At 66.1% G+C, this 23,651-nt stretch carries 22 protein-coding genes and 1 tRNA gene; 13 read left to right on the top strand and 10 right to left on the bottom strand.

Going from position 1 to position 23,651, the window contains the following annotated elements:
• Window positions 1–126 precede the first annotated feature (126 nt).
• Complete coding sequence (locus K7G81_RS15755; protein ID WP_223031773.1) at window positions 127–891, top strand: MJ0042-type zinc finger domain-containing protein; 765 nt, start codon at window positions 127–129, stop codon at window positions 889–891.
• A 47-nt stretch (window positions 892–938) separates the two neighbouring features.
• Here K7G81_RS15755 and K7G81_RS15750 read toward each other — a convergent pair whose 3' ends face one another.
• A complete protein-coding gene (locus tag K7G81_RS15750; RefSeq protein ID WP_255587164.1) occupies window positions 939–2,297 on the bottom strand; it encodes an MATE family efflux transporter in 1,359 nt (452 codons plus the stop codon).
• An 83-nt stretch (window positions 2,298–2,380) separates the two neighbouring features.
• On the opposite strand from K7G81_RS15750, the gene K7G81_RS15745 reads away from it, so the two are divergent.
• A tRNA-Leu gene (locus K7G81_RS15745) sits at window positions 2,381–2,467 on the top strand.
• A 153-nt stretch (window positions 2,468–2,620) separates the two neighbouring features.
• Here K7G81_RS15745 and K7G81_RS15740 read toward each other — a convergent pair.
• Window positions 2,621–3,265, bottom strand: coding sequence for a L,D-transpeptidase family protein (locus K7G81_RS15740; RefSeq protein ID WP_255587162.1), 645 nt, complete (start codon window positions 3,263–3,265; stop codon window positions 2,621–2,623).
• A gap of 206 nt (window positions 3,266–3,471) precedes the next feature.
• Here K7G81_RS15740 and thrS point away from each other — a divergent pair, with 206 nt between their 5' ends.
• Both thrS and infC read left to right on the top strand, forming a co-directional pair.
• Window positions 3,472–5,475 (top strand): threonine--tRNA ligase, encoded by a 2,004-nt coding sequence (gene thrS, locus K7G81_RS15735; RefSeq protein WP_255587180.1) that lies wholly within the window; start codon window positions 3,472–3,474, stop codon window positions 5,473–5,475.
• Window positions 5,476–5,606: 131 nt separating this feature from the next.
• Complete coding sequence (infC, locus tag K7G81_RS15730; protein ID WP_223031771.1) at window positions 5,607–6,137, top strand: translation initiation factor IF-3; 531 nt, start codon at window positions 5,607–5,609, stop codon at window positions 6,135–6,137.
• Between the two features lie 61 nt (window positions 6,138–6,198).
• On the opposite strand, the gene K7G81_RS15725 is transcribed toward infC, so the two are convergent.
• Together K7G81_RS15725 and K7G81_RS15720 are read right to left on the bottom strand one after the other, a co-directional pair.
• Complete coding sequence (locus K7G81_RS15725; protein WP_223031770.1) at window positions 6,199–8,955, bottom strand: [protein-PII] uridylyltransferase; 2,757 nt, start codon at window positions 8,953–8,955, stop codon at window positions 6,199–6,201.
• 56 nt (window positions 8,956–9,011) lie between these two features.
• On the bottom strand, window positions 9,012–9,491 hold the full coding sequence (locus K7G81_RS15720) for a DUF6456 domain-containing protein (RefSeq protein ID WP_223031769.1): 480 nt from the start codon (window positions 9,489–9,491) through the stop codon (window positions 9,012–9,014).
• A 95-nt stretch (window positions 9,492–9,586) separates the two neighbouring features.
• Here K7G81_RS15720 and K7G81_RS15715 point away from each other — a divergent pair, with 95 nt between their 5' ends.
• Window positions 9,587–10,150 (top strand): helix-turn-helix domain-containing protein, encoded by a 564-nt coding sequence (locus K7G81_RS15715; RefSeq protein WP_223031829.1) that lies wholly within the window; start codon window positions 9,587–9,589, stop codon window positions 10,148–10,150.
• On the opposite strand, the gene K7G81_RS15710 is transcribed toward K7G81_RS15715, so the two are convergent.
• Window positions 10,145–10,579: a MarR family transcriptional regulator gene (locus K7G81_RS15710; RefSeq protein ID WP_223031768.1), complete on the bottom strand. Its 435-nt coding sequence runs from the start codon at window positions 10,577–10,579 to the stop codon at window positions 10,145–10,147. The two genes, K7G81_RS15715 and K7G81_RS15710, sit on opposite strands and share 6 nt — an antisense overlap.
• A gap of 49 nt (window positions 10,580–10,628) precedes the next feature.
• Here K7G81_RS15710 and K7G81_RS15705 point away from each other — a divergent pair, with 49 nt between their 5' ends.
• The 7 genes from K7G81_RS15705 to K7G81_RS15675 all read left to right on the top strand — a co-directional run bounded on the left by K7G81_RS15705 (window position 10,629) and on the right by K7G81_RS15675 (window position 20,363).
• A complete protein-coding gene (locus K7G81_RS15705; RefSeq protein WP_223031767.1) occupies window positions 10,629–11,021 on the top strand; it encodes a VOC family protein in 393 nt (130 codons plus the stop codon).
• A gap of 36 nt (window positions 11,022–11,057) precedes the next feature.
• On the top strand, window positions 11,058–12,398 hold the full coding sequence (locus tag K7G81_RS15700; RefSeq protein ID WP_255587158.1) for an MATE family efflux transporter: 1,341 nt from the start codon (window positions 11,058–11,060) through the stop codon (window positions 12,396–12,398).
• Window positions 12,399–12,438: 40 nt separating this feature from the next.
• On the top strand, window positions 12,439–13,656 hold the full coding sequence (locus tag K7G81_RS15695; protein WP_223031766.1) for an argininosuccinate synthase: 1,218 nt from the start codon (window positions 12,439–12,441) through the stop codon (window positions 13,654–13,656).
• A 203-nt stretch (window positions 13,657–13,859) separates the two neighbouring features.
• Window positions 13,860–15,371, top strand: a complete 1,512-nt coding sequence (locus K7G81_RS15690) for an NAD(P)/FAD-dependent oxidoreductase (RefSeq protein ID WP_223031765.1) — start codon at window positions 13,860–13,862, stop codon at window positions 15,369–15,371.
• Window position 15,372: 1 nt separating this feature from the next.
• A complete protein-coding gene (locus tag K7G81_RS15685) occupies window positions 15,373–17,214 on the top strand; it encodes a hypothetical protein (RefSeq protein WP_223031764.1) in 1,842 nt (613 codons plus the stop codon).
• Window positions 17,202–18,722 (top strand): hypothetical protein, encoded by a 1,521-nt coding sequence (locus K7G81_RS15680; protein WP_223031763.1) that lies wholly within the window; start codon window positions 17,202–17,204, stop codon window positions 18,720–18,722. Before K7G81_RS15685 ends, K7G81_RS15680 begins: the two co-directional genes overlap by 13 nt.
• A gap of 54 nt (window positions 18,723–18,776) precedes the next feature.
• A complete protein-coding gene (locus K7G81_RS15675; RefSeq protein ID WP_255587156.1) occupies window positions 18,777–20,363 on the top strand; it encodes a hypothetical protein in 1,587 nt (528 codons plus the stop codon).
• Here K7G81_RS15675 and K7G81_RS15670 read toward each other — a convergent pair.
• The 5 genes from K7G81_RS15670 to K7G81_RS15650 all read right to left on the bottom strand — a co-directional run bounded on the left by K7G81_RS15670 (window position 20,350) and on the right by K7G81_RS15650 (window position 23,258).
• Complete coding sequence (locus K7G81_RS15670) at window positions 20,350–21,486, bottom strand: GNAT family N-acetyltransferase (protein ID WP_223031762.1); 1,137 nt, start codon at window positions 21,484–21,486, stop codon at window positions 20,350–20,352. The two genes, K7G81_RS15675 and K7G81_RS15670, sit on opposite strands and share 14 nt — an antisense overlap.
• Window positions 21,487–21,514: 28 nt before the next feature.
• Window positions 21,515–21,700, bottom strand: a complete 186-nt coding sequence (locus K7G81_RS15665) for a DUF1328 family protein (RefSeq protein WP_223031761.1) — start codon at window positions 21,698–21,700, stop codon at window positions 21,515–21,517.
• A gap of 55 nt (window positions 21,701–21,755) precedes the next feature.
• Window positions 21,756–22,253, bottom strand: a complete 498-nt coding sequence (locus K7G81_RS15660; RefSeq protein WP_223031760.1) for a Dps family protein — start codon at window positions 22,251–22,253, stop codon at window positions 21,756–21,758.
• Window positions 22,254–22,362: 109 nt separating this feature from the next.
• Complete coding sequence (locus K7G81_RS15655) at window positions 22,363–22,911, bottom strand: TMEM165/GDT1 family protein (RefSeq protein WP_255587155.1); 549 nt, start codon at window positions 22,909–22,911, stop codon at window positions 22,363–22,365.
• Between the two features lie 20 nt (window positions 22,912–22,931).
• A complete protein-coding gene (locus tag K7G81_RS15650) occupies window positions 22,932–23,258 on the bottom strand; it encodes a hypothetical protein (protein WP_223031758.1) in 327 nt (108 codons plus the stop codon).
• Between the two features lie 196 nt (window positions 23,259–23,454).
• Between K7G81_RS15650 and rpmG the strand changes: the two genes are divergently transcribed.
• Window positions 23,455–23,622: a 50S ribosomal protein L33 gene (gene rpmG, locus K7G81_RS15645; RefSeq protein WP_223031757.1), complete on the top strand. Its 168-nt coding sequence runs from the start codon at window positions 23,455–23,457 to the stop codon at window positions 23,620–23,622.
• Window positions 23,623–23,651: the final 29 nt, after the last annotated feature.

Below are 23,651 nucleotides of genomic sequence, written 5' to 3'. Positions count from 1 at the left end.
CACGCCGCTGCCATCGCATGAGCGGGGCGCGGCATCAAGCGCGCTGGCCCTTGCCTTGCGCGAGTCGCGGGCGCTAGGTTCGCGCGAGAACGGGCCGGCACGGCGGCCCAGGTAGAAGCGCGCTGCATGATCCTCGAATGTCCTGAATGCCATACCCGCTATCTCGTCCCCGATGCCGCGATCGGCACGGCCGGGCGAACGGTGCGTTGCGCGTCGTGCAAGCACAGCTGGTTCCAGCCGCCGCCGGCGGTCGTGACCGAGGAGCGCCCGGCGCCAATCGCGCCGCCGGACCCGGCGCCCGCCCCGACGCCGGTTGCTTCGCCCGATCCGGCGTCGGATGCCGCGCCCGAGCCGCCGCCGATCGAGCGACCCGTGCCGCCTCCACCGCCGCCACCGGCCGTCGCCGCCGCTCCCGAGCAGACGGCGGCGTTCGATGCCTTTGCTCACGAGCCACCCTTCCGCCCGCGCCGCAATCCGGCGCGAACCTGGACGATCCTGGCGAGCATCGCCGCGCTGATCATGCTCGGGGCGATCGGGGCCATGCTCTATTTCGGCACGCCCGGCGTGATCGGCCGCTTCGCGCCGGCGGCGACCGCCGCCACGCCGCTGCGCATCAAGATGAAGCCGATCGATCGCCGCGAGCTGGCGTCGGGCAGCGAGTTGTTCGCGATCAGCGGCAGCGTGATCAATCCGACCGACGAGCGCCAGCGCGTGCCCAATATCCAGGTCGAGCTTCGCGACGATCATCAACGCATCGTCTATGGCTGGACGGTGACGCCCGCACAGCGCTGGATCGCGCCGCGGGCATCGATGGATTTCAATAGTGCCCAGCTTGATGTGCCGCGCGATGCCAAGCAGCTCGGCCTGAGCTTTGCCGGATCGACGATGTAATGCCGCTTGTCCGTATGTGGATCAAACCCTAGCGCCGCGCCGGCGGATCAGCGTCCCGAGCGCAGCTTTCGGCTTACCCAGGCGAACCGGCCGCCGTGGAGGATCGCGGCGGCAACCATCCCGGCGCCCGAGGCATAGACCAGCCCCACCGCCCCGAAGCCGTGATGGACGAGCGAGATGCCCGCGCCACCAGTGACGATGAAATAGGCGATGATGCTGTTGACGCCCGCCGCCACCTGGTCGCCGAGCGAGCGCAGCGCATAAACCAGCACCACCTGGACGCCGTCGAAGCAGATGAACGGCGCCCAGACCGGCACGATCGCCAGCGCGAGCATATGGACGGCGTCGGCCGCCGGAAACAGCGCGATCAGCGGCGCGCGCGCAATCGTCATCAGCAGCGCCAGCAGCGCAGTAGCGATCGCGGCGAGGCCGGCGGCAATCAACACGCGCGGCACGGCGCGCGCCGGCTCGCCTTCTCCCACGGCGTTGCCGCTCCTCACGCCCGCTGCCGAGCCGAGGCCGAGCGCAACGCCGAAGGTGACGTTGTGGATTGAGAAGACGATCTGGAAAGCGTGTGCGGTGACGTCGCCCAATTCGGTAGACAGCGCGATCAGGATCGCGAAGCCAGCGAGTTCGAGCCCGGAGGCGAGCGCCGGCACCGCGCCGAACCGTGCCAATTGCCAGGCGCCGGCGCCAATGCCTCGCCACGCCGCCGGCGACAGGTCGCGCACGCCGCGCGCCACCGCTTGCGGCAAGGTCCACACCGCTGCCAGCATCGCTGCGGCACCGACCAGCGAAGCGATCGCCGTCGCCAGGGCGGCGCCGGCCGCGCCCAGCTCGGGCAGGCCCAGCCGCCCCGCGGCGAGCGCCCAGGCGAGCAGCGCGTTGAGCGGCAGCACGCCTAGGTTGACGACCATCACCCGGCGCGGGCGGCTGACGCCTTCGAGGAAGAAGCTGCCCGCGATCGACAGCAGCTGGAACGGGTAGGACAAGGCCATGATGCGCACCACTCGCGCGGCATCGGGGATCAGCTCGCGCGCAACGCCGAGCCCGGCAAGCATCGCCGGCGCGAAGGCGAGCAGCAGCGCCGCCGAGGCAAGACCGATCACGATCGCCAGCAGCACCCCTTCACGCAGCACGCGCCCGGTGCGGCGCAGATCGCCCGCACCATCGGCACGCGAGGCGAACACCAGGACGCCCGACATCGCCGACAGCGCGGCGACGATGACGATGTAGGTCAGCGTCCGACTCGCCCCCAGCGCGGCGACCTGCTCGGTCGAGACGAGACCGACGACGACGACGTCGGTGACGTGCAGGATCGTCCAGTTGAGGCTGGTCAGCATCACCGGCCAGGCGAGCGAAATCAGGCGCCGCGTCTCGGCGGAAAGGGAAAGCGCGGGCGGCATCGATCTTCCAGTTGCACGCCCCGAATTGCTTTGCTAGGGGCGACCGCCTGCCAGCCTCCGGCCCCGCCGGAAGCAGTTCACGTGCGGTCGTGGCGGAACTGGTAGACGCGCAACGTTGAGGTCGTTGTGGCCGAAAGGCCGTGGAAGTTCGAGTCTTCTCGACCGCACCAGACAGTCCTTGTTTCCCCGCCCGTTTTCGAATGGGCGCGGCGAAGCAGGCGTTTCCCGCCCGAGCGCGCTGAGGGCGTCCGATAAGCCAACCGGCCCGGACGCGCGGATTGCGGCAGTCCGGCTACCGTTCTCGATGTCGGTCCAGGTTCGCGCTACGCCCCGGCGAGCATCTTGCCCTTGGTGACGATCACCTTGTCGCCGAGCCTGGTCGCGCCGAACAGCAGCTTGGCGAACGGCTTGGGCACGCCGATGCAGCCATGCGTCGCGTAGCTGGGATCGATCGGGGCACCGTGGATCGACACGCCATCCCATGTCAGCCGCTGCATATAGGGCATCGGCGCCCCCCAATAGGTCGACGATTTGTGGTCGGCATCCTTCTGCAGGATCGGGAAGGTGCCGAGCGGCGTCGGCTTCTCGTCGGCGCCGTAGATGATCGCCGCGGTGCCGATTTCATAACCGTCGCGGAAGATCGACAGCACCTGCGCGTCGAGGTCGACGGTGATGACGACGGGGCCGGCGGGCACGCCCTTCTCGTCCCAGAACCAGTCACCGAACTTGATCGGGCCGCCGGTATCGAGCACGCGTTTCAGCGTCATGCCGGGTTCGATCTGCGGCCGCGACGGCGCGACAGGCGGCGTCTTGAGCGCGGCGGGCGGCGCGGGCCGGGCCGCCGGCATCGTCGCCGGCGCAGCATCGGCGCGGGCCCGCGTCACGGGGGTCAGCATCAGCCCGGCGCCGGCCGCCAGCACGGCGAGCGGCACGAGGACGGCCAGCAGCACGATCATCCGTTTCGGCATGCGACTCTCCCGATTGCGAGGCGCGATCATGCCCCAAGGCGGGACGGGCCGCCACCACGCGATTCGGAACGTTCCAGCGCGGGACGAGCGCGCCGCCGGTTAACCCTCTCCCCTCGCGTGACGATCCGCCTTGCCTATATCGGGGGTGCGACGGCATAAGCCGCGCCATCATTGCTCCAACAGAAAGTCTGAAATCCGTGTCCGAGATGTTCCGCATTACGCTGCCCGACGGTTCCGTCCGCGAGGTAGCCCCGGGGACCACCCCGGCGGACGTCGCCGCGGCGATCGGGCCGGGGCTGGCCAAGGCGGCGATCGCCGCGCGCGTTGATGGCGAGGTGCGCGATATCATGCGGCCGTTCGAGGGCGACACCAGCCTCGCGCTGATCACGTCGAAGGACGAGAAGGACGCGCTCGAGCTGGCGCGCCACGATTACGCGCATGTGCTGGCCGAGGCGGTGCAAAGGCTGTTCCCCGGCACGCAGATCACCTTCGGCCCGGCGACCGACGACGGCTTCTATTACGATTTCGCGCCGTCACCCGAACACGGCCCGTTCACCGAGGAAGACCTGCCGGTGATCGAGGAGGAGATGCGCCGCATCATCGCGCGCGACGAGCCACTGATCCGCGAAGTGTGGAGCCGCGAGCAGCTGATCGACCGCTGGAAGAAGCAGGGCGAGACGTTCAAGGCCGAATGGGCGGCCGAGCTGCCCGATAACGAGGAACTGACCGTCTATCGCGCCGGCAGGGGCGAGGATGCTTGGCTCGACATGTGCCGCGGGCCGCACTTGGCCTCGACGGGGAAGCTCGATCCAAGCGCGTTCAAACTGACGCGCGTTTCGGGCGCTTATTGGCGCGGCGACCAGAACAACGCGATGCTCAGCCGCATCTACGGCACCGGCTGGCTCAACAAGAAACAGCTCGACCAGCATCTGATGCGGCTGGAGGAAGCGGCCAAGCGCGACCATCGCAAGTTGGGGCAGGAAATGGACCTGTTCCACCTCCAGGCCGAGGCGCATGGCAGCGTGTTCTGGCATCCCAAGGGCTATATCATCTGGCGCGAGCTGGAGGCCTATATGCGCCGCCGGATCGACGCGGCGGGCTACCGCGAGGTCAAGACGCCGCAGGTGATGGACGCGCGCCAGTGGGAGCAGTCCGGCCATTGGGGCAAGTATCGCGAGAACATGTTCGTCATCCCCGACGAGGTGCCGAACATCGACGACGACGGGCCGATCATCTCGGGCAATGCCGAGTGGATGGCGCTGAAGCCGATGAACTGCCCGGCGCACGTGCTGATCTTCCGCCAGGGGATCAAGTCGTATCGCGACCTGCCGCTGCGCCTCTATGAGAACGGCTGCTGCCACCGCAACGAGCCGCACGGCGCGCTGCATGGGCTGATGCGCGTGCGCCAGTTCACCCAGGACGACGCGCATATCTTCTGCCGCGAAGATCAGTTGGTCGCCGAGGTCGGCGCGTTCTGCCAGCTGGCCGATCGCATCTATCGCGACATGGGTTTCGAGGGATACGCGATCAAACTGGCGCTGCGCCCCGACAAACGCTTCGGCTCAGACGAAATGTGGGACAAGGCCGAGGCCGAATTGCGCGAGGCGGTTCAGCGCGCCGGGCTCGCGACGGACGAATACGGCTGGGAAGAACTGCCGGGCGAAGGCGCCTTCTACGCGCCCAAGCTCGAATGGCATCTGACCGACGCGATCGGGCGGACGTGGCAGGTCGGCACGATCCAGTCGGATCGCGTGCTGCCCGACCGGCTCGACGCGAGCTTCGTCGGCGAGGATGGTGAGCGGCATCGCCCGGTGATGCTCCACCGCGCGATTTTCGGCAGCTACGAGCGCTTCATCGGCATCCTGATCGAGCACTACGCCGGCAAGCTGCCGTTGTGGCTGGCGCCGGTGCAGGCGGTGGTGGCGACGATCGTGTCCGACGCCGACGATTATGCCCGCGAGGTCGCCGAGAAGCTGAAGGCGGCAGGGCTGCGCGTCGAGACCGACCTCAGGAACGAGAAGATCAACTACAAGGTGCGCGAGCACAGCCTCGCCAAGGTTCCCAACCTGCTGGTCGTCGGCAAGCGCGAGGCAGAGGAAGGCACTGTTGCCCTGCGTCCCTTGGGTGAGAGCGCGCGTCAGGAAGTGCTCAACCTCGACGAGGCGATCGCGCGCCTTGCGCACGACGCGCTCGCTCCCGATATGAAGTGAGTTGCCGCCGCGCCACGGCGTGGCGGGAAATCGACCGGTGATCGGTGCCCGCTCTTTCGCGCGGGCCCGATCCCGGCTATTCTATTCGCCCAGTGTAATAACTTGCAGGAGCACCTTCTATCCGTCCTCCAATGACCCGGCGCCCCGTGACCCCGCCGATGAATGGGCCGCGCTACAACGAATTCATTCAATCGCCCAAGGTCCGCGTGATCGACCATGAGGGCGAGAATCTCGGCGTGATGTATACGCGAGAGGCGATGGAGCAGGCGGCCGAAGTCGGTCTCGACCTGGTCGAGGTGTCGCCCAACGCGGACCCGCCGGTCGCCAAGTTCCTAGATGTCGGCAAATACAAGTACGAGGCGCAGAAAAAGGCCAACCTCGCGCGCAAGAGCCAGAAGACGCAGGAGATCAAGGAGATCAAGATGCGTCCGAACATCGACGATCACGATTACGACACCAAGATGAAGAAGGTCGTCGAGTTCATCGAGGAAGGCGACAAGGTGAAGGTCACCATGCGCTTCCGCGGCCGCGAGCTCAGCCACGGCCAGCTCGGCATGGCCGTCCTCCAGCGCGTTGCCGAGGCGACCAACGAGATCGCCAAGGTCGAGGCCTATCCGCGCATGGAAGGCCGCCAGATGCTGATGGTGCTCGCGCCCAAATAAGCCCGAATCACGAGATGATCGAAACGGCCGGCCGCCCCCGTGACAGCCGGCCGTTTTGGTATCAGGCCGCCTCCACGTCGGCTGGCGCCTCGCGATTGGCGGCGGCGTCAAGCAGGCGTTTTTCCAGCGAGCGCAGGCGCTGCTGATTGGCGATCTTGTCGCCGGTAAGATCGGTCACGTAAAACGTATCGACCGCACGTTCGCCATAGGTGGCGACATGCGCCGAGTGAATCGTCGTGCGCGATTCGAACAGGGCGCGCGCCAGCCGGTTGAGCAACGCCGGCCCGTCGCGCGCATTGACCTCGATCACCGTAAACCGGTTCGATGCGGCATTGTCGACGAACACATTTGGCTCGACCTCGAACGCTTCGGCACGGGTCCGCGGCAACGGCTTGGCCTTGAGGCGCTCGATCAGCTGACCGCGATTGGCGAAGGCATCCTCGATCGCGGTCTTGATCCGTGCGAGCTGCTCGGGATGATCGAACGGACGGCCGAACGGATCTTGAACGAGGAAATTGTCGAGCGCCATGCCGTCACGCGTGGTGTGGATGCGCGCATCGATGATGTTGCCGCCGGCGACGTGGATCGCGCCCGCTGCCCGATAGAACAACCCCGGATGATCGGTTGCGTAGACCGTCACCAACGTCGCGCCACGCTCGGCATAAACCTCGGCCTCGATCGATAGCGATGCGTCGCCCGCCGCCGCCATCTGCGCGGCGTTGCGGGCGAGCACGTCATCGGGCTCGGCGATCCAGTAGGATTCGGGCAAGCGTTTGACGAGCTTGCGAAACGCCGCCTCGTCCCAGCCCAGCACCCGTTTGAGATCGTCCTGCTTGGCAGCGATCCGCTCGCCACGACCCTTGTGCTTGTGGCCGAGCCGCAGCACTTCTTCCGCGGCGTCGTAGAGCGTGGTGAGCAATTGCCGTTTCCACCCGTTCCACACGCCGGGACCAACCGCGCGGATGTCGACCACCGTCAGCACCAGCAGCAGGCGCAGCCGTTCGGGGCTCTTCACGATCTCGCAGAAATCGAGGATCGTCTTGAAATCGGCGAGGTCGCGCTTGAACGCGGTGGCCGACATCAGCAGATGGTATCGCACCAGCCACGCCACCGTCTCGGTTTCCGCCGGCGTGAGGCCCAGCCGCGGGCACAGCCGCTGCGCCACCTCGGCGCCGAGCACCGAATGATCGCCGCCGCGCCCCTTGGCGATGTCGTGGATCAGCACCGCGACATACAAGGCGCGGCGCGACACCAGCCGCTTCATGATCCCGGTGGCGAGCGGGTGGTCGTCCCTGAGCTCCCCCTTTTCGATCTTCGCCAGCAGACCGATCGCGCGGATGGTGTGCTCGTCGACGGTGTAGTGGTGATACATGTCGAACTGCATCTGCGCGACGACGCGGCCGAAATCGGGCACGAAGCGCCCGAACACGCCCGCCTCGTTCATCCAGCGCAGCACCGTCTCGGGATCGCGTGGCGACGAGAGCACGTCGAGAAACAGCGTATTGGCGCGCGGATCGCGACGGATATCGTCGACCAGCTTGGCATCGCGCGCTGCCGCCCGCATCGCCAGCGGATGGATTTCCAGGCCGTGGAGATCGGCAAGCTGGAACAGCTCGATCAGGCGCACCGGCTCCTCGGCGAAGAAATCGTCGGTCGGGATCGCCAGCCGGCCGCGATCGAGCACGAAGCCGTGCAGCTTGCGCGGGCGGCGGCGCAGGCTCGGCAACCCGAAGCGGCGGCCGCGCGCGGCGAAGCTCTCGTCGAGATGGGCAAGGAACACACCGGTAAGATCGCCGACCGCCTTGGCCTGCAGGAAATAGAATTGCATGAACCGCTCGACCGCCGCCTTGCCGGGGCGATCGGCGTAGCGCATCCGCACCGCGATCTCGCGCTGCATGTCGAAGGTCAGCCGGTCCTCGGCGCGCTTGGCGATGGCGTGGAGGTGGCAGCGAACCGCCCAGAGGAAATTCTCGGCGCGCTGGAACTGGCGATATTCGGCCGCGGTCAGCAGTCCGGCATCGACGAGGTCGGCGGCATAGCGGACATTATAGGCGTATTTGCCGATCCAGAAGAGCGTCTGGAGATCGCGCAGCCCGCCCTTGCCTTCCTTGACGTTGGGCTCGACGACGTAGCGGCTGTCGCCCATCTTCTTGTGCCGCGCCTCGCGCTCGGCGAGTTTGTCGGCGATAAACTGGCGCGCGGTATCGGCCTGCACCTCGGCATTGAAGCGACGCGCGGCTTCTTCATAGAGATCGGTATCGCCCCAGATGTAGCGCGCCTCCAGCAAGGCAGTGCGCACGGTGATGTCGCCCTTCGCCTGGCGGATCATCTCGTCCAGCGAGCGCGATGAATGCCCGACCTTGAGCCCGAGATCCCAGAGTGAATAGAGGATCGATTCGATCACCTGCTCGGCCCAGGCGGGCTGCTTCCAGGGCGTGAGGAAGCCGATGTCGACATCCGAATAGGGCGCCATCTCGCCGCGCCCATAGCCACCAACCGCTATAAGCACGAGCCGTTCGGCGGCAGTAGGATTGGCATTGGGATGCAGCCGCGTCGTCGTCACGTCGTAAAGCAGCCGCAAGATCTGATCGATCAGGAACGCCTGGGCGGCAGCGAGTTCGAGCCCGCGGGTCGGATGTTCGGCCATGCGCCGCTCGATCTCGGCCCGGCCGGCGTCGAGCGCCTGCTTCAACCGCTGCACCGTCGCGCCGCGCAGCGCGGCGCCATCCTTCGCCTCGATTGCGGCGAGATCGTCGGCGATCGCACGGCGATCGATGATCGCGCGGCGGTGCGGCAGGCTGTCGATACGGGCAGTCATGCGCCACATCTATCGGGTGATCCGCGCCGGCGAAAGCGCCGCCGCGCCGATAACGATCAGGGCAATCGATAATAATCCGCGATCCGATCGAGCGCGAGGCCGAGCACCAGCTTGCCCGCGCGCGTCGGCCAGCCGAGCGCCCGCTCCGCCGCGGGCAGCCCCTCACCTGCGCAGATCACCCGCCACAGGATATCGGCGAGGCCCGGCCCGGCGGCCGCGATCGCGCCGTCGAACCGCCGCTTGGCATCGATCTGCGCGGTCGTGGGATCGAGATGGTCGGCGGGGCCGGGCCGACCGCCGCTCGGGGCGGCATCCCAGCGCATCGTGACGCGCGGGCCGAGCTGCGCCTTTTCATAATCGGCGCGAAGCCTTTCGCCCGCTTCGAACTGGCGGGCATCGACCTTGCCCCGCGCGCGCAGCCAGGCGAGCGGTGATTCGGCGATGTTGACCGTCACGCTGCGCCGCCGGCCGCGCCCGGATTTGGGCCTTCGAACGATGCCGCGGTCGTCGATTTCGCTCTCCACGAGATGGCGCATTGATTGTTCTCCATTTGTTCGAATCGATGCCCCCTTGCCACAGCGCCCCTGTTGTAGGAAAGAGAATAAACCGATTTGGTTATTGCGAGGGAATGATGATAACCGCGATCCGCGAGGTCCGCCGCGCCAAGGGACTGACGCTCGAGGAGGTTGCCGCGCGCTGCGTGCCGCCGACCACGGCGCAGACAATTGGCCGGCTCGAAACGGGAACGCGCACGGTGTCGGTCGCCTGGCTCAACCGTATCGCCGATGCGCTCGGCGTTGCCGCGGCCGATCTCGTCAAGCTGCCCGAGCGCGCGGACCTTCCCGTTGCGGCGATCCTTGACGGCGATGGCGCCCATGCGCCGCGGCACCAGCAGGCGGTGACGCCACCGCAGCCAGCCCCCGGCCTCGTCGCGGTGCTGGTTTCGGCCGGCGCCGGCGATTATCGCGCGGGCGACGAATTGTGGTGCGAGCGGCTTGCGCCCGGCGACTTTGCACGCGCACTCAATCGCGACGTGCTGGTGCCGCGCCCGGCCGGCAGGTTCATGTTCGGGCGGCTGATCGGCCGTGACGGCGAAAAACTGCACCTGCTGCCGCCCGGGGCCGGCGCACGGCAGCAAGTCGTCGCCGATCCACCATGGATCGCCTGTGCGGTCCGCCTCGTCCGCACCTTATAACGCGAGGCGCATCAGCAATGCGGCAGCGGCGACAAGCGCCGCGCGCTCATCATCGTCGAGCCGCTCAGCGATCGCCGCCGCGAGCCAGCGGCGACGCTCGCGCATCGCCTGACTCAGGGTACGCCGCCCCTCGATCGTTATGGCAATCACGAGGTTGCGGCGATCATCGGGATCGGGCGAGCGGGCGATCGCCCCCTCCTGCTCGAGCTTGGTCAGCAGACGCGTGAGCGATTGCGGTTTGAGCCCCTCCGCCGCGGCGAGCGCGACGCCGGGCATCGCCCCTTCGCGATGCAGCGTCGCCAGCAACCCAAGAGCGGCCGGCGACGGCCCCGCCACCTCGGTCGTTTCGGATCGCAGCCGCCGCGCCAGCCGCAACACCCCCCGCGCCACCAGCGCGGCGTCCGAATCCCGATCGATTGCGCTCGACATAATAATACGCATAGCTTATTAATTGCCTCATCTCAACCGGAGGTTCAGCATGACGGCCAACGATTCTACCCGCCCTGGGCTCACCGCGATCGTGCCCTGCAACGATCTCGACGCGGCCGAAGCCTGGTGGAACCGGCTCGGCTTCTTCCGTCCCGCCGGTCAGGGCTATGACGATTACCGCATGCTTTCCGACGGCGACGGCTGCGATGTCCACCTCAACAAGGCGGTCGACGGCTGGGTGGTGCCCGGCCGCAACCCGTTCGGCGTCTATCTCTACACGCCGCGCGTCGATGCACTGGCCGAGACAATGCGCGAGGCGATCATCGAGCGCGAGAAGGCGCCGACCCACAAGCCGTGGGGGATGTACGAATTCGCCCTCAACGGCCCCGACGATCTGCTCGTCCGCGTCGGCTGGCCGAGCCGGCTGATCGCGGCCCGCTGATTGCGGTAGCCGCGCCGCGCCGCTAGCGCGGCGACGATGGCCGTCGCTCCGCTCACCCGCCGTTCGATATTCGCCCAGGCGTGGCCGATCATGCTCGGCCAGACGACGGTGCCGCTGGTCGGCCTGGTCGATACCGCGGTGATCGGGCGGACTGGCGACGCCACAGCGCTGGCCGGCGTGGCGCTCGGTACAACGGTCATCAACTTCATTTTCTGGACGTTCGGCTTCCTGCGCATGGGGATGACCGGGATGACCGCGCAGGCCGAAGGCTCGGGTGACCGCGCGGAGGTGGAGGCGATGCTGCTGCGCGGGCTCGCGCTCGGCTTCGGGCTGGGCTGCGCGCTGTTCGTGCTGCAGATCGCGCTGATCCCGCTCGCCTTCGCGCTGCTCGCGGGTGGCAAGGGGCTGGACGCGGCGGCGAGCGGCTATGTCAGCGCCCGCTTTCTCGGCGCGCCGGCATCGTTGAGTGTATTCGCGCTCAACGGCTGGCTGCTCGGCTTGGGCCGCACGCGCGCCGCGCTGGCACTGCAGATCGTGATGAACCTGGTCAACGTCGCGCTCGACCTGTTGTTCGTCTGGCATTTCGGGCTGGGCGCGCGCGGGGTCGGGCTGGGCACTGCGTGTGCGGAATGGACCGCGCTCGTCACCGGCACGCTGATCGCCACGCGCTACACCGACGGCCTCGGCGTGCTGAGGGGCCTCGTCTCGCGCGCCTTGTTCGCGCGCGCCGCGCTCAAGCGGCTGTTTGCGGTGAATGGCGACATCATGATCCGCACCATCGCGCTGCTGCTGCTGTTCGCCTGGTTCACCAATGCCGGCGCCCGGCTCGGCGCGACCACGCTGGCCGCCAATCAGGTGCTGATGCAGTTCGTCAGCGTGTCGGCGTTCGTGCTCGACGGCTTCGCCTTTACCGCCGAATCGCGCATCGGCCAGGCAATCGGCGCCGGCTCGGCCAGCGCGATGCGCCGCGCGATCCGGCTGACCGGCGAGTTCTGCCTTGCCTCGGGCGTCGCGTTCGCCGCCGTCTTTCTCATCGTCGGCCAACCGATCATCGACTTCCTCGCCACCAATGCCGATGTCCGCGCGATCGCCGGCGACATGCTGGTGTTCGCCGCGATCGTGCCGGCGATCGGCGCGCCGGCCTGGCTGCTCGACGGTATCTTCATCGGCGCGACGCGCGGCCGCGCGCTGAGGAATGCGGCGATCCTCGCCACCGCGCTCTATATCGCCACAGACCTGCTGTTCCGCCGCTTTGGAGAAAATGGCGTGTGGTGGGCGCTTGGCCTCAGCTACATCTATCGTGCGGCGGCGCTCGGCGCGCATCTACCGGCGCTGCTCCTCTCGGTCGATCTTGCACATGGCGAACGCGCAACCTAGAGCGCGGCGCGACTCTCTCCCTTCACGTCCGGAGCCTGCCATGTCGGAAAAGATCAATCGCGTCGTCCTCGCTTATTCGGGCGGCCTCGACACCAGCGTGATCCTGAAGTGGCTGCAACAGACCTATGGCTGCGAGGTCGTTACCTTCACCGCCGATCTCGGCCAGGGCGAGGAACTCGAGCCGGCGCGCAAGAAGGCGCTCGATGCCGGGGTGAAGCCCGAACACATCTTCATCGACGACCTGCGCGAGGAATTCGTCAAGGATTACGTATTCCCGATGATGCGCGCCAATGCGTTGTATGAGGGGCTGTACCTGCTCGGCACGTCGATCGCGCGGCCGCTAATCGCCAAGCGCCAGATCGAGATCGCCAGGCAGGTCAATGCCGATGCCGTCGCGCACGGTGCGACCGGCAAGGGCAATGACCAGGTCCGTTTCGAGCTCGGCTATTACGCGCTGGCGCCCGACATCAAGGTGATCGCGCCGTGGCGCGAATGGGACCTGAACAGTCGCACCGCGCTGATCGACTTCGCCGAGAAGCACCAGATCATGGTGCCCAAGGACAAGCGCGGCGAATCGCCCTTCTCGACCGACGCGAACCTTCTCCACACCTCGTCGGAGGGCAAGGTGCTGGAGGATCCGTGGGAGGAGGTGCCCGATTACGTCTATTCGCGCACGGCCAACCCCGAGGATGCGCCCGACCAGCCGGAAATCATCACCATCGATTTCGAGAAGGGCGACGGCGTCGCGCTAAACGGCGAAGCGATGAGCCCGGCGACGTTGCTGGCCGCACTGAACGATCTCGGTCGCACCCACGGCATCGGCCGTCTCGACCTGGTCGAGAACCGCTTCGTCGGGATGAAGTCGCGCGGCATGTACGAAACGCCGGGCGGGACGATCTACCACCTCGCGCATCGCGGCATCGAACAGCTCACGCTCGATCGCGGCGCGGCGCACCTCAAGGACGAGCTCGCGGTGCGCTATGCTGAGCTGCTCTACAACGGCTTCTGGTTCTCGCCCGAGCGCGAGATGCTGCAGGCGGCGATCGATCACAGCCAGGAAAAGGTCGCCGGCACGGTGCGGCTGAAGCTCTACAAGGGCGGCGTGCATGTGATCGGCCGCAAGTCGCCCAATTCGCTCTATTCGGAGAAGGTCGTCACCTTCGAGGACGATCAGGGCGCTTATGACCAGCGCGATGCGGCGGGCTTCATCAAATTGAACGCGCTCAGGCTGCGGCTGCTCGGCCGGCGGGATCGCTGAGTTCAATCCGGCCGTCATGCTGAACTTGGTTCAGCATCCATGAAGCAACGCTGGCCGCTCGTGCGGGGGATGTGTTGCACCATGGACCCTGAACCAGGTTCAGGGTGACGGACTTGGAGCCATGCGTGCCTCTAATTTCTCGTTAACCAGCCTTTAAAGGCTTTCGTTCACTCCACTTCGCAGTGACCAAGCTGGGGGTTGGAATGAACGAGACGCGTGCTGCCGATGTGGCGATCATCGGCGCTGGGCCAGCGGGCCTCACCGCCGCCTATCTTCTGACGAAAGCCGGAAAATCGGTCGTCGTGATCGAGAAAGACCCGGTCTATGTCGGCGGCATCAGCCGCACCGTCGAGCATTCCGGCTTCCGCTTCGATATCGGCGGCCACCGTTTCTTCTCGAAATCGAAGGAAGTGGTCGATCTCTGGAACGAGATCCTGCCGGACGATTTCATCCAGCGCCCGCGCATGAGCCGCATCTATTACGAGGGTAAATTCTATTCCTACCCGCTGCGTGCGTTCGAAGCACTCGGCAATCTCGGCATCTGGCGATCGAGCCTGTGCATGCTCTCCTACCTGCGCTGGAAGATGTTTCCGAAGAAGGACGCGACCAGCTTTCAGGACTGGGTGGTCAATCAGTTCGGTCACAAGCTGTTCTCGATCTTTTTCAAGACCTATACCGAGAAAGTGTGGGGCATGCCGTGCGACGAAATTTCGGCTGATTGGGCGGCGCAGCGGATCAAGGGGTTGAGCCTCGGCGGCGCGGTGCTCGACGGGCTCAAGCGCTCGCTCGGCCTGCACAAGCGGCGCAACGACGGCATGGCGGTCAAGACGCTGCTCGAGACGTTCCGCTATCCGCGCCAGGGCCCCGGCATGATGTGGGAAGCGGCACGCGACAAGGTGATCGCCGGCGGCAACCGCATCTTGATGGGTCACGCGCTGCAGCAGCTCCGCCACGATCCCGTCACCGGCCGCTGGCGGGTCGCCGCGCGGACGTCCGACGGCGAAACCATGGTGATCAGCGCCACCGATGTGATTTCGTCGGCGCCGATGCGCGAGCTCGCCGGCCGCATCCACCCGCTGCCAACGACGACCGCCAACGCGCTCGACCTCAAATATCGCGACTTCCTCACCGTCGCGCTGATCATCCGATCGCCCGACCTGTTCCCCGATAACTGGATCTACATCCACGATTCGAAGGTGAAGGTCGGCCGCATCCAGAATTTCCGGTCGTGGTCGCCGGAGATGGTGCCCGATCCCGAGGTCGCCTGCGTCGGCCTCGAATATTTCTGCTTCGAAGGCGACGGCCTGTGGAACGCCAGCGACGACGATCTCGTCGCGCTGGCGACGCGGGAGATGGCGACACTGGGGCTTTGTGATCCCGCGCAGGTCGAAGGCGGCGTGGTGGTGCGCCAGGAAAAGGCCTATCCTGTCTATGACGACAGCTATCGCGACAATGTCGAGGCGATGCGCCGTGAGTTGGAGGGCGCCTATCCGACGCTCCACATGGTCGGGCGCAACGGCATGCATCGCTACAACAACCAGGATCACGCGATGATGACGGCGATGCTGACGGTGAAGAACATCCTCGCCGGCCACCGCATCTACGATATCTGGTGCGTCAACGAGGACGCCGAATATCACGAGTCGGGCGACGAGGGGCAGCAGGAAGCGCTGCACTCCGAACGGCTGGTGCCCAAGCGCCTCAAGGCCGCCTGACGTGGCGACGGCGGCAGACACCCCGACCGTCGCTCCCGTCGCTCCGAACGTCAGCGCGGTAGAGACAGACAGCGCGCTACCGCCATTCCCCTGGCTGGGCCTGCTGCTTGTCTGGATCATCGTGTCTGCGATGTTGCTGGTTCGATTCTGGCCCGATATCGCGACGCATCACCTGACGGATGTCGACGATGCGATGCGACTCCAGCAGGTACGCGATCTCGTTCACGGGCAAAGCTGGTTCGACATGACCCAGCATCGGATCGATCCGCCCTTCGGCCTGGCCATGCATTGGTCGCGGCTGGTCGACCTTCCTCTGCTTGCCGTGATCGCTCCGCTTGCGCCGCTGCTCGGCGAAGCGCGCGCAGAGCAGATAGCTATAACATTGGTGCCGTTGGCCACACTCGGGGCAACGATGGTTGCCCTGATGATCGCGGTCCGCCGCCTGATCGGTCCTGATTCGTTGCTCGTCCTGCTTGCGCCGTTCATGCTCGCCACCGCCCCCGCCGTGCTGATTCAGATGTTTCCCACCCGGATCGATCATCACGGCTGGCAAATCTGTTTCGGCACCGCCGCCTTTGCCGCTTTGCTCGATCAGTCGCCACGGCGCTCCGGTCTCCTTGCCGGCGTCGCAACCGCCACGTTTCTGTCGATCTCGCTTGAGGGACTTCCCTTCGCCGTCGCATTGGCGGGAATATTGGCGCTGCTTTGGGCGATCGGTCGTGAGTCGAGCGCGAGACTGGTTGCCTTCATGGCATCTTTAGCAGCGACCGAGTTGGTCTATTTCGTTGCCACCGCACCAACCATTCGGTGGGCCACGCAATTATGCGACGTCATCAAGCCCGCTCACGTCGAAGCGTTGATCGTGGCGGCTGCCGCCACTGCGCTGGCGGTACAATTGACGAGGCGCCGCGGCATGGCACAACGCTTCGCCGCGCTTGCCGTCGCTGGAGCAATCGGTGCCGGATTCTTCGCGCTGGCCGCGCCCAATTGCCTGGGAAGTCCGTTTGGCCAGATGGATCCTCTCGTCCGGCGATTCTGGTACGACAACGTCGTGGAAGGGCTTCCCTTCTACGACCAATCCTTGGTTGGCGCCGTCTCCATGATCGCCTTTCCCGTAGTCGGGCTGGTAGGCGCGGCGTTTGGCTGGGCTCGCGCTGAAGCATCGGAAACACGGAGACGCTGGCTCCTCTTGGTGCTCGTTGCGCTCGCCACTTTTCTTATCGGTGTGATGGTAAGACGAGCAGCCGGTCTGTCCAACGTCATCGCGATCCCCGGCGCGTTGCTGATCGTGCAGACGCTGCGTCCGCGTGTCGAGAGCATCGGCGCATCGATACCGCGCATTCTCTCTATGGCTGCGATGATATTTGCCCTGTCACCGCTTATGCCCGTCTCGGCCGCGGGATGGATCGCACCCGAGACGGACGCGCCAGATCTGACTCCCAAGACGGGCTGTGGCGTCGATTGCGGTATCGCGGCACTGAATCGGCTGCCGGCAGGGCTCATGTTCAATGAAGTCGACATCGGTCCGCGGTTGATCTCGGCGACGCATCATGATGTCTATGTCGGCGGCTATCACCGCATGGAGCGTCAGCTCCACCGCGCAATCGCCGCTTTCATCGGCTCGCCGGAGCGAGCCCGATCAATCATTTGCGCCGGGTCGTTCGATTATGTTTTGCTAGCCCCGGACTCAGGTGAATCCGCCGTTTACCGCACCGCAGCTCCAAACGGTTTCGCCGCACGCCTGATAGCCGGCCGAACACCGGGATGGCTGTCGCCGATCGTACTACCGACGACCGACCTCCTACTCTATCGGGTCAATCACGGCGCGCCATGCCGGGGGTGAGCCGCGCCGACGGCTGGCCTCTTTCCCGCTGGCTGGCGCTCGCCGCGATCGTCGCCGCCACCGTGCCCTTGTGGTGGCCGGCGGTGCCACCGCTGACCGATTTTCCGGGGCATCTCGGCAGCTACCGCATCCTCGCCGAAGCGGGGCACGGCCCGCTCGCGCGTCATTATGCGGTGCATTGGCACCTGATCGGCAACCTCGGGATCGAGAGCGTGGTGCTGGCACTGCGGCCGCTGCTCGGCCTGGAGCCAGCCGCCAAGCTCGCGGTCATAGCGATTCCGGCGGCCAGCATCGCTGCGATGCTGTGGCTGACGTACGAAGTTCACGGGCGCGTACCGGCAACGGCACCCTTCGCTTTCCCGCTGGCCTATGCGCTGCCCTTCCAGTTCGGCTTCGTCAATTTCTGCCTGTCGGCGGCGCTGGCGCTTGCCGCGCTGGCGCTGTGGATCAGGCTCGCGCGCACCTGGCCGGCATGGCGACGTGCGCTGTTGTTCGCGCCGCTCGCCTGCCTGATCTGGCTTTGCCATTCGTTCGGCTGGGCGATGACCGGCCTGTTTGTGCTCGGCGCCGAGACCGTGCTGCGCCGCCGCGCGGGGGCAGCATGGCCGAAAGCGGTGCTCCTCGCCGGGCTGATGGTGCTGCCGATGGCGCTGCCGCTCGTCGCGACGGCGACCGACCTCGCGCAACCGGCGGCGGGCGATACCGGCGACTGGTTCGATCTGCCGCTCAAGCTGGTCTGGCTGCTATCGGTGCTACGCGAACGCTGGCTTGTTTACGATCTGCTGAGTGCTATCGCCCTGTTTACATTGACCGCCCTCGCCGCTCGCTCGACGCGGCTACGGCTCGATCCGCTACTCGCCATGCCCGCCGCGTTCGGATTGCTCGCCTTCCTGGCGCTACCTCGCCTGTTCGACGGCGGCGCTTATGTCGACATGCGCATCCTGCCGGCCACGCTGGCGCTGGCGATACTCGCAATCCGCGTCGAGCAGGGCTGGCCGCGCGCGCGCTGGCTGGCGGCCGCGGCAACCGGCTTCTTCGTCATGCGCCTGGCGACCACGACGATCGTGTTCGCGCAAGCCGCCAACGCCCAATCGCGCGACCTCGCCGTGCTCGATGCGCTGCCCGCCGGGTCGGCCGTGCTGGTCCTCGAAGCGGAGCCGGCCAAGACCGATTGGCCGGTTTCCCGCGATACGCATCTGGCTGGCATCGCCATCGCGCGGCGGCACGTGTTCACCAACGAACAATGGTCGCTCACGGGCCAGCAACTCGTCACGCCGCTGCATCCGGCCGCGGCGCCTTACGATCGCGATCCGTCGCAGATCGTCTACCCGGCCGGCGCCGGCTACCAGATCACCGATTTCGATACGGCAATCGCGCACTTCGATCGCGGCACGTTCGATCGCGTCTGGACGATCGGCTTCCCGCCCGGCCGCGCGCATGCGCCGGATCTTTCGCTGATCTGGCAAAACGGCCGATCGGCGGTCTATCGCATCGCGCCGCGCGGATAGGAATGCGGCGAAGCGTGCTTGTCTGACGCTGCCCACCGCCGCTAAAGCCTCTGAATGATGGGGGACAGCGGCCGAGAGCCAATCCACTGGTGGCAGACGCGATGGTTCGTCGTGGCGATCGCGCTCGCTTCGATCATCCCGCTTCTCTATCCCTCGATCCCGCCGATGGTCGATCTGCCTGGGCACATGGGCCGCTATCGCGTGCAGCTCGATATCGGGCACGATCCGTGGTTCACCCAATGGTATCATTTTCATTGGCAGCTGATCGGCAATCTCGGCATCGATCTGCTGGTCATTCCGCTGGCGCCGATCTTCGGGCTCGAGCTCGCGGTCAAGCTGATCGTCATGACGATCCCCCTGTTGATCGTTTCGGGGCTGTTGTGGATCGCGCGCGAGGTGCACGGGCGCATCCCCGCCACCGCGCTGTTCGCGCTGCCGCTTGCCTATAGCTATCCCTTCCACTTCGGCTTCGTGAATTTCGCATTGTCGATGGGCCTAGCGCTCAACGCCTTCGCCTTGTGGCTGCGCCTCGCCCGGCTCAATCGAATCGGCCTGCGCGCTGCGCTGTTCGTGCCGATTTCGTGCCTGATCTGGCTATGCCACACGTACGGCTGGGGGACGCTCGGCGTGCTCGCCTTCTCGGCCGAACTGGTCCGCGCGCACGACAAGGGCAAGAGCTGGCTCAAGGCGCCGTTCATGGCCGCGCCGCACTGCCTGCCGCTGTGCGTACCGATGGCGCTGATGGTGATCTGGCGCGGCGGCAAGCATGTCGGCGGCTTCACCGGAGACTGGTTCAACTGGCGGCTCAAGTGGCGCTGGGTGAAGGACATATTGCGTGACCGCTGGCAGGATTTCGACCTCGCCTCGCTCGGCGTCATCGGACTGTTGTTGGTCAAGGGGCTGCGCGACCGCACGATCACCTATTCGCGCAACCTCACGCTTTCGGCGCTATGCCTGATCGCCGCCTATCTGGTGCTGCCGCGCATCGTGTTCGGATCGGCCTATGCCGACATGCGGCTCGCGCCATTCATGCTGGCGGTGCTGGTGATCGCGCTGCGCGAGCGGCCCGGCTATCACATGCGCGATGCCAACCTCGTTGCCGCGATCGGCCTGGCCTTCACGCTGGTGCGGCTGACCGCGACCACGGTGAGCTTCGGCATGTACGCCCAGACCTACAAGACCGAGCTTGCCGCGCTCGACCACGTGCCCGCCGGCGCGCGCGTGCTCGGGCTGGTTGGCGGGCATTGTCGCGACGTCTGGGCGATGTCGCGGCTCGAGCATCTGCCGGCGATGGTGATGGTCCGCCGTCGCGGCTTTTCCAACGATCAATGGGATATGGCCGGCGCGCAACTGCTCAACGTCGATTATCCCGCCGCCCGCGCTTTTGCCCATGACCCTTCCGAGATCGTCACCGAGCGTAAATGCTTCCGTCAACGCTGGATGACGATCGATCAGTCGCTGGCGTGGTTCCCGCGTCGCGCGTTCGATTATGTCTGGCTGATCAATCCACCGCGCTACGACGCCAGCCTCGCCGCCGATCTGCAGCCGGTGTGGCGCGCCGGAACATCGGTACTGTACAAGGTGCCCGAGAAGCAGCCGCCGCTCGCCGAGCGCGAGGCCGCCGCCGTCAAGCTTTCCTGAACGGCATCATGCCACCAAGGAACTCTTCGTCCGCGGCGATCGCCGCGCGCTCGCGGTCGAGAAAGTCGGCGACCGCGCGGCGAAAGCCCGGATCGGGGATGTAATGCGCCGACCAGGTTGGCGTCGGCTCGTAGCCGCGCGCCAGCTTGTGCTCGCCCTGCGCGCCGGCTTCGACGGTCGCAAGGCCACGGACGATCGCTGCTTCGATCGCCTGATAATAGCATAGCTCGAAATGCAGGAACGGCACGTCCTCGATGCAGCCCCAATAACGGCCGTAGAGCGTATCCCCGCCGATCAGGTTGAGCGCGCCCGCGACCGGACGGCCATCGCGCTCGGCAAGAAACAGCAGCACCTTGTCCGCCATGCGCTCGCCGAGCAGCGAGAAGAAGGCGCGCGTAAGATAGGGCTGTCCCCATTTGCGCGCGCCGGTATCCTGATAGAATATCCAGAAGGCGTCCCAATCGGCCTCGGTGAGATCGGCGCCGGTGACATGCCGTATCGTCAGGCCATCGAGCGCCGCGGCGCGTTCCTTGCGGATCGCCTTGCGCTTGCGGGAGGCGAGCGCGCCGAGGAAATCGTCGAAGCTGGCATAGCCGCGATTGCGCCAGTGGAACTGAATGCCGCGGCGGATCAGCCAGCCCGCCTGCTCGAACAGCGGCACCTGATCGGGCGCGATGAAGGTCGCATGGGCGGACGACAGGCCATGCTGATCGGTCACCGCCTCCAACGCGGCGATCAACGGCGCCGCCGCGGCGGGATCGCGCAGCAGCAGCCGCGGCCCCGGCACGGGGCTGAACGGCGCCGCGGCCTGCAACTTGGGGTAATATTGCCCACCGGCACGCTCCCACGCATCGGCCCAGGCATGATCGAAGACATATTCGCCCTGGCTATGGCTCTTGGCATAAGCCGGTGCGATCGCATCGGGATGGCCGTCGTCGCCATCGATCACGATCGGGATCGGTTGCCACCCGGCACGGGCGACGGCGCTCCCCGATTCCTCCAGAATCGACAGGAAGGCGTGGCTGACGAAGGGATTGCCACGCCCGGCGCAACCATCCCAATCAGGAGCGGCGATCCCGGTCACGCCGGGGGCGATGCGGGCGATCACCTTGTTCGTGGTCATGCCCGCAATCGTCTCGTCATCTCGCACCTCAGTCGAGCGTGTCCTTGATCGCCTTGCCGGCCAGCAGGCCCAGCACGAGCAGGATCAGGAAGATCGCCAGCGCGATGAAGAACAGGATCTTGGCGATGCCGACGAACGCGCCGCCGATCCCGCCGAAGCCAAGCACCCCCAGCACCAATCCGATGACGAGGAAGATGAAAGCCCATTTTAGCATGATACCCTCCCGGGCAGCGGCCGGCCGCGATCGGCCGGCCGCTGTCGCGGCTTATTCAGGATTTCCGCGCGGCCTCGAACAGGAACCAGGCGCGTTCCTCCGCCTGATCGGTCCAGTCGTCGAGGATGCCGCTGGTCGCATTGTCCTTGGCCTCGTCGACAATGTCCTTGGCCTCGCGCAGCTTCTCGACCAGCTTGAGATTGTCGTCGCGAAGCTCCTTGAGCATGTCTTCGGGCTTCACGAAATCGGCGTCATTGTCCTTGATCGTCTGGTGCCGCGCAACATCGCCGATCGAACGCAGCGTGGTGTTGCCGGTCTTGCGCACACGCTCGGCAATCGCGTCGGTGGTCGCGAAGATCTGCGATGCCTGCGCGTCGAACATCAGGTGATAATCGTGGAAATGCGGGCCGGAGACATGCCAGTGGAAATTCTTGGTCTTGAGGTAAAGCGCAAACGTATCGGCGAGGATGCCGTTGAGCGCCTCGGCCACGGTCTTGGCTTCGTTCGACTTGATGTCGGTGGGCGTCTTGAGGGAAGCGTTGGTGTCGGCCATCGCGATAACTCCTGATGCGTTGATTGTGGATACGAAACGACAACGGCTCACTGCCAGATTGGGTCCGTCCCCGGCATCCGCAAGTTTACGATAACAGTAATCGAGTGTTTCAGAGCAGTCTCAAGGCGCCCAGTCCGACGATTGCGCCGACAATCAGCAGCAGCGCCGCGATCGGCAACCGGATCGCGCGGTGGGGAAGACCGCGATAGGCCCGCTCACCCGCAAGCATCGCCGGAACGAGGATGACGAGCCCGCCGAGCGTCGACCCGACCGCGGCGAGCGCCGGGATCGGCGTCCGCGCCGCCAGCGCGAAGGTGATGAACTGCGTGCGATCGCCGATGCCGAGCGCCAGCAGCGCGGCAAGGCTGGCGATGAAGGCGCCCCCGCGGAAGGTTTCAGCGGGCGGCTTGGGCGCGAACAGCGCCGCGCCGCCGGCCGAGATCAGCGCCAGGGCGAGCAGCAATGCGCTGGCATTGGGTGTCAGCATCGGCGCGATCAGCGTCGCGCCTGCCGCGGCGATCGCGTTGATCCCGACGAGCGCGATCACCAACCCGGCAACCGCCGTCCAATGCCGATCGAATCGATCGCCGAGACGAGCCGCGAGCCACACCCCACGATCGCTTGCCTGGGCCAGGAGCGCCGCGACCAGGGCGGCCATCAGCGCATCCATGGCCCTGGTCAGCTCGCCAGCCGCACCGAGCAGGCGGCGACATAGGCATCGCAGGTCGGCAGATCGTTGCGATCGCAGCCGACCGCATCACGCAGAACCTCCAGCCAGCCATGGATCAATGGCCCGCGCTCGCCGCGTGCCAGCGCCGCATCGAGCACATGCGCGACCGAGACAGCTGGCTGCATTCCCGCCGCCTGGGCAATCCGCCGGATCGCATCAAGGTCTTGCGCCAGATCACCCGCCCGGCCATGCGCGGCCAGGGCGTCGAGCGCGGCAATGCGCTGGGCAAGATCGATCCGGACATATCCCGGGTCGCGATTGATGCCATCCCCCATCAGTCCACTCCCACCTGTCAGGGAAGCACCATGCGCCCGCATGGTAAATGCCGCGTTAAAAGCGGCCTCGGCGCGAAAAGCGGCGCGTGGCGCCCTTGACTTTTCCACCCGGCTGTCGCATCGGCGCCACCTTCAAGGAGCGGCGGACGCGCGTTCGCCGCTTCTGCCGTTTCAGACACACGCAGGATTTCAGGTCATGGCCAAGCCGACCACCGTCAAGATCAAGCTCGTCAGCACCGCGGACACCGGGTTCTTCTACGTCACCAAGAAGAATCCCCGCACGCAGACCGAGAAGTTCACCTTCCGCAAGTATGATCCCGTCGCGCGCAAGCACGTCGAGTTCAAGGAAGCCAAGATCAAGTAACTCGCGCTCCCGCGCGACTTACGCGGCCC

Source organism: Hephaestia mangrovi (assembly GCF_019880555.1).
In the GTDB taxonomy this organism is placed as follows: domain Bacteria; phylum Pseudomonadota; class Alphaproteobacteria; order Sphingomonadales; family Sphingomonadaceae; genus Sphingomonas; species Sphingomonas mangrovi.
The sequence above is the reverse complement of the archived record's forward strand: the minus strand, read 5'-3'. Positions and strand labels throughout refer to the sequence as shown.

Bases quoted from the DNA above. Each gene is read 5' to 3' on its own strand.
- K7G81_RS15755 (WP_223031773.1), top strand. From the start codon at position 127: ATGATCCTCGAATGTCCTGAATGCCATACCCGCTATCTCGTCCCCGAT.
- K7G81_RS15750 (WP_255587164.1), bottom strand. From the start codon at position 2,297: ATGCCGCCCGCGCTTTCCCTTTCCGCCGAGACGCGGCGCCTGATTTCG.
- K7G81_RS15740 (WP_255587162.1), bottom strand. From the start codon at position 3,265: ATGCCGAAACGGATGATCGTGCTGCTGGCCGTCCTCGTGCCGCTCGCC.
- thrS (WP_255587180.1), top strand. From the start codon at position 3,472: ATGTTCCGCATTACGCTGCCCGACGGTTCCGTCCGCGAGGTAGCCCCG.
- infC (WP_223031771.1), top strand. From the start codon at position 5,607: ATGACCCGGCGCCCCGTGACCCCGCCGATGAATGGGCCGCGCTACAAC.
- K7G81_RS15725 (WP_223031770.1), bottom strand. From the start codon at position 8,955: ATGACTGCCCGTATCGACAGCCTGCCGCACCGCCGCGCGATCATCGAT.
- K7G81_RS15720 (WP_223031769.1), bottom strand. From the start codon at position 9,491: ATGCGCCATCTCGTGGAGAGCGAAATCGACGACCGCGGCATCGTTCGA.
- K7G81_RS15715 (WP_223031829.1), top strand. From the start codon at position 9,587: ATGATAACCGCGATCCGCGAGGTCCGCCGCGCCAAGGGACTGACGCTC.
- K7G81_RS15710 (WP_223031768.1), bottom strand. From the start codon at position 10,579: ATGTCGAGCGCAATCGATCGGGATTCGGACGCCGCGCTGGTGGCGCGG.
- K7G81_RS15705 (WP_223031767.1), top strand. From the start codon at position 10,629: ATGACGGCCAACGATTCTACCCGCCCTGGGCTCACCGCGATCGTGCCC.
- K7G81_RS15700 (WP_255587158.1), top strand. From the start codon at position 11,058: ATGGCCGTCGCTCCGCTCACCCGCCGTTCGATATTCGCCCAGGCGTGG.
- K7G81_RS15695 (WP_223031766.1), top strand. From the start codon at position 12,439: ATGTCGGAAAAGATCAATCGCGTCGTCCTCGCTTATTCGGGCGGCCTC.
- K7G81_RS15690 (WP_223031765.1), top strand. From the start codon at position 13,860: ATGAACGAGACGCGTGCTGCCGATGTGGCGATCATCGGCGCTGGGCCA.
- K7G81_RS15680 (WP_223031763.1), top strand. From the start codon at position 17,202: ATGCCGGGGGTGAGCCGCGCCGACGGCTGGCCTCTTTCCCGCTGGCTG.
- K7G81_RS15675 (WP_255587156.1), top strand. From the start codon at position 18,777: ATGATGGGGGACAGCGGCCGAGAGCCAATCCACTGGTGGCAGACGCGA.
- K7G81_RS15670 (WP_223031762.1), bottom strand. From the start codon at position 21,486: ATGACCACGAACAAGGTGATCGCCCGCATCGCCCCCGGCGTGACCGGG.
- K7G81_RS15665 (WP_223031761.1), bottom strand. From the start codon at position 21,700: ATGCTAAAATGGGCTTTCATCTTCCTCGTCATCGGATTGGTGCTGGGG.
- K7G81_RS15660 (WP_223031760.1), bottom strand. From the start codon at position 22,253: ATGGCCGACACCAACGCTTCCCTCAAGACGCCCACCGACATCAAGTCG.
- K7G81_RS15655 (WP_255587155.1), bottom strand. From the start codon at position 22,911: ATGGCCGCCCTGGTCGCGGCGCTCCTGGCCCAGGCAAGCGATCGTGGG.
- K7G81_RS15650 (WP_223031758.1), bottom strand. From the start codon at position 23,258: ATGGGGGATGGCATCAATCGCGACCCGGGATATGTCCGGATCGATCTT.
- rpmG (WP_223031757.1), top strand. From the start codon at position 23,455: ATGGCCAAGCCGACCACCGTCAAGATCAAGCTCGTCAGCACCGCGGAC.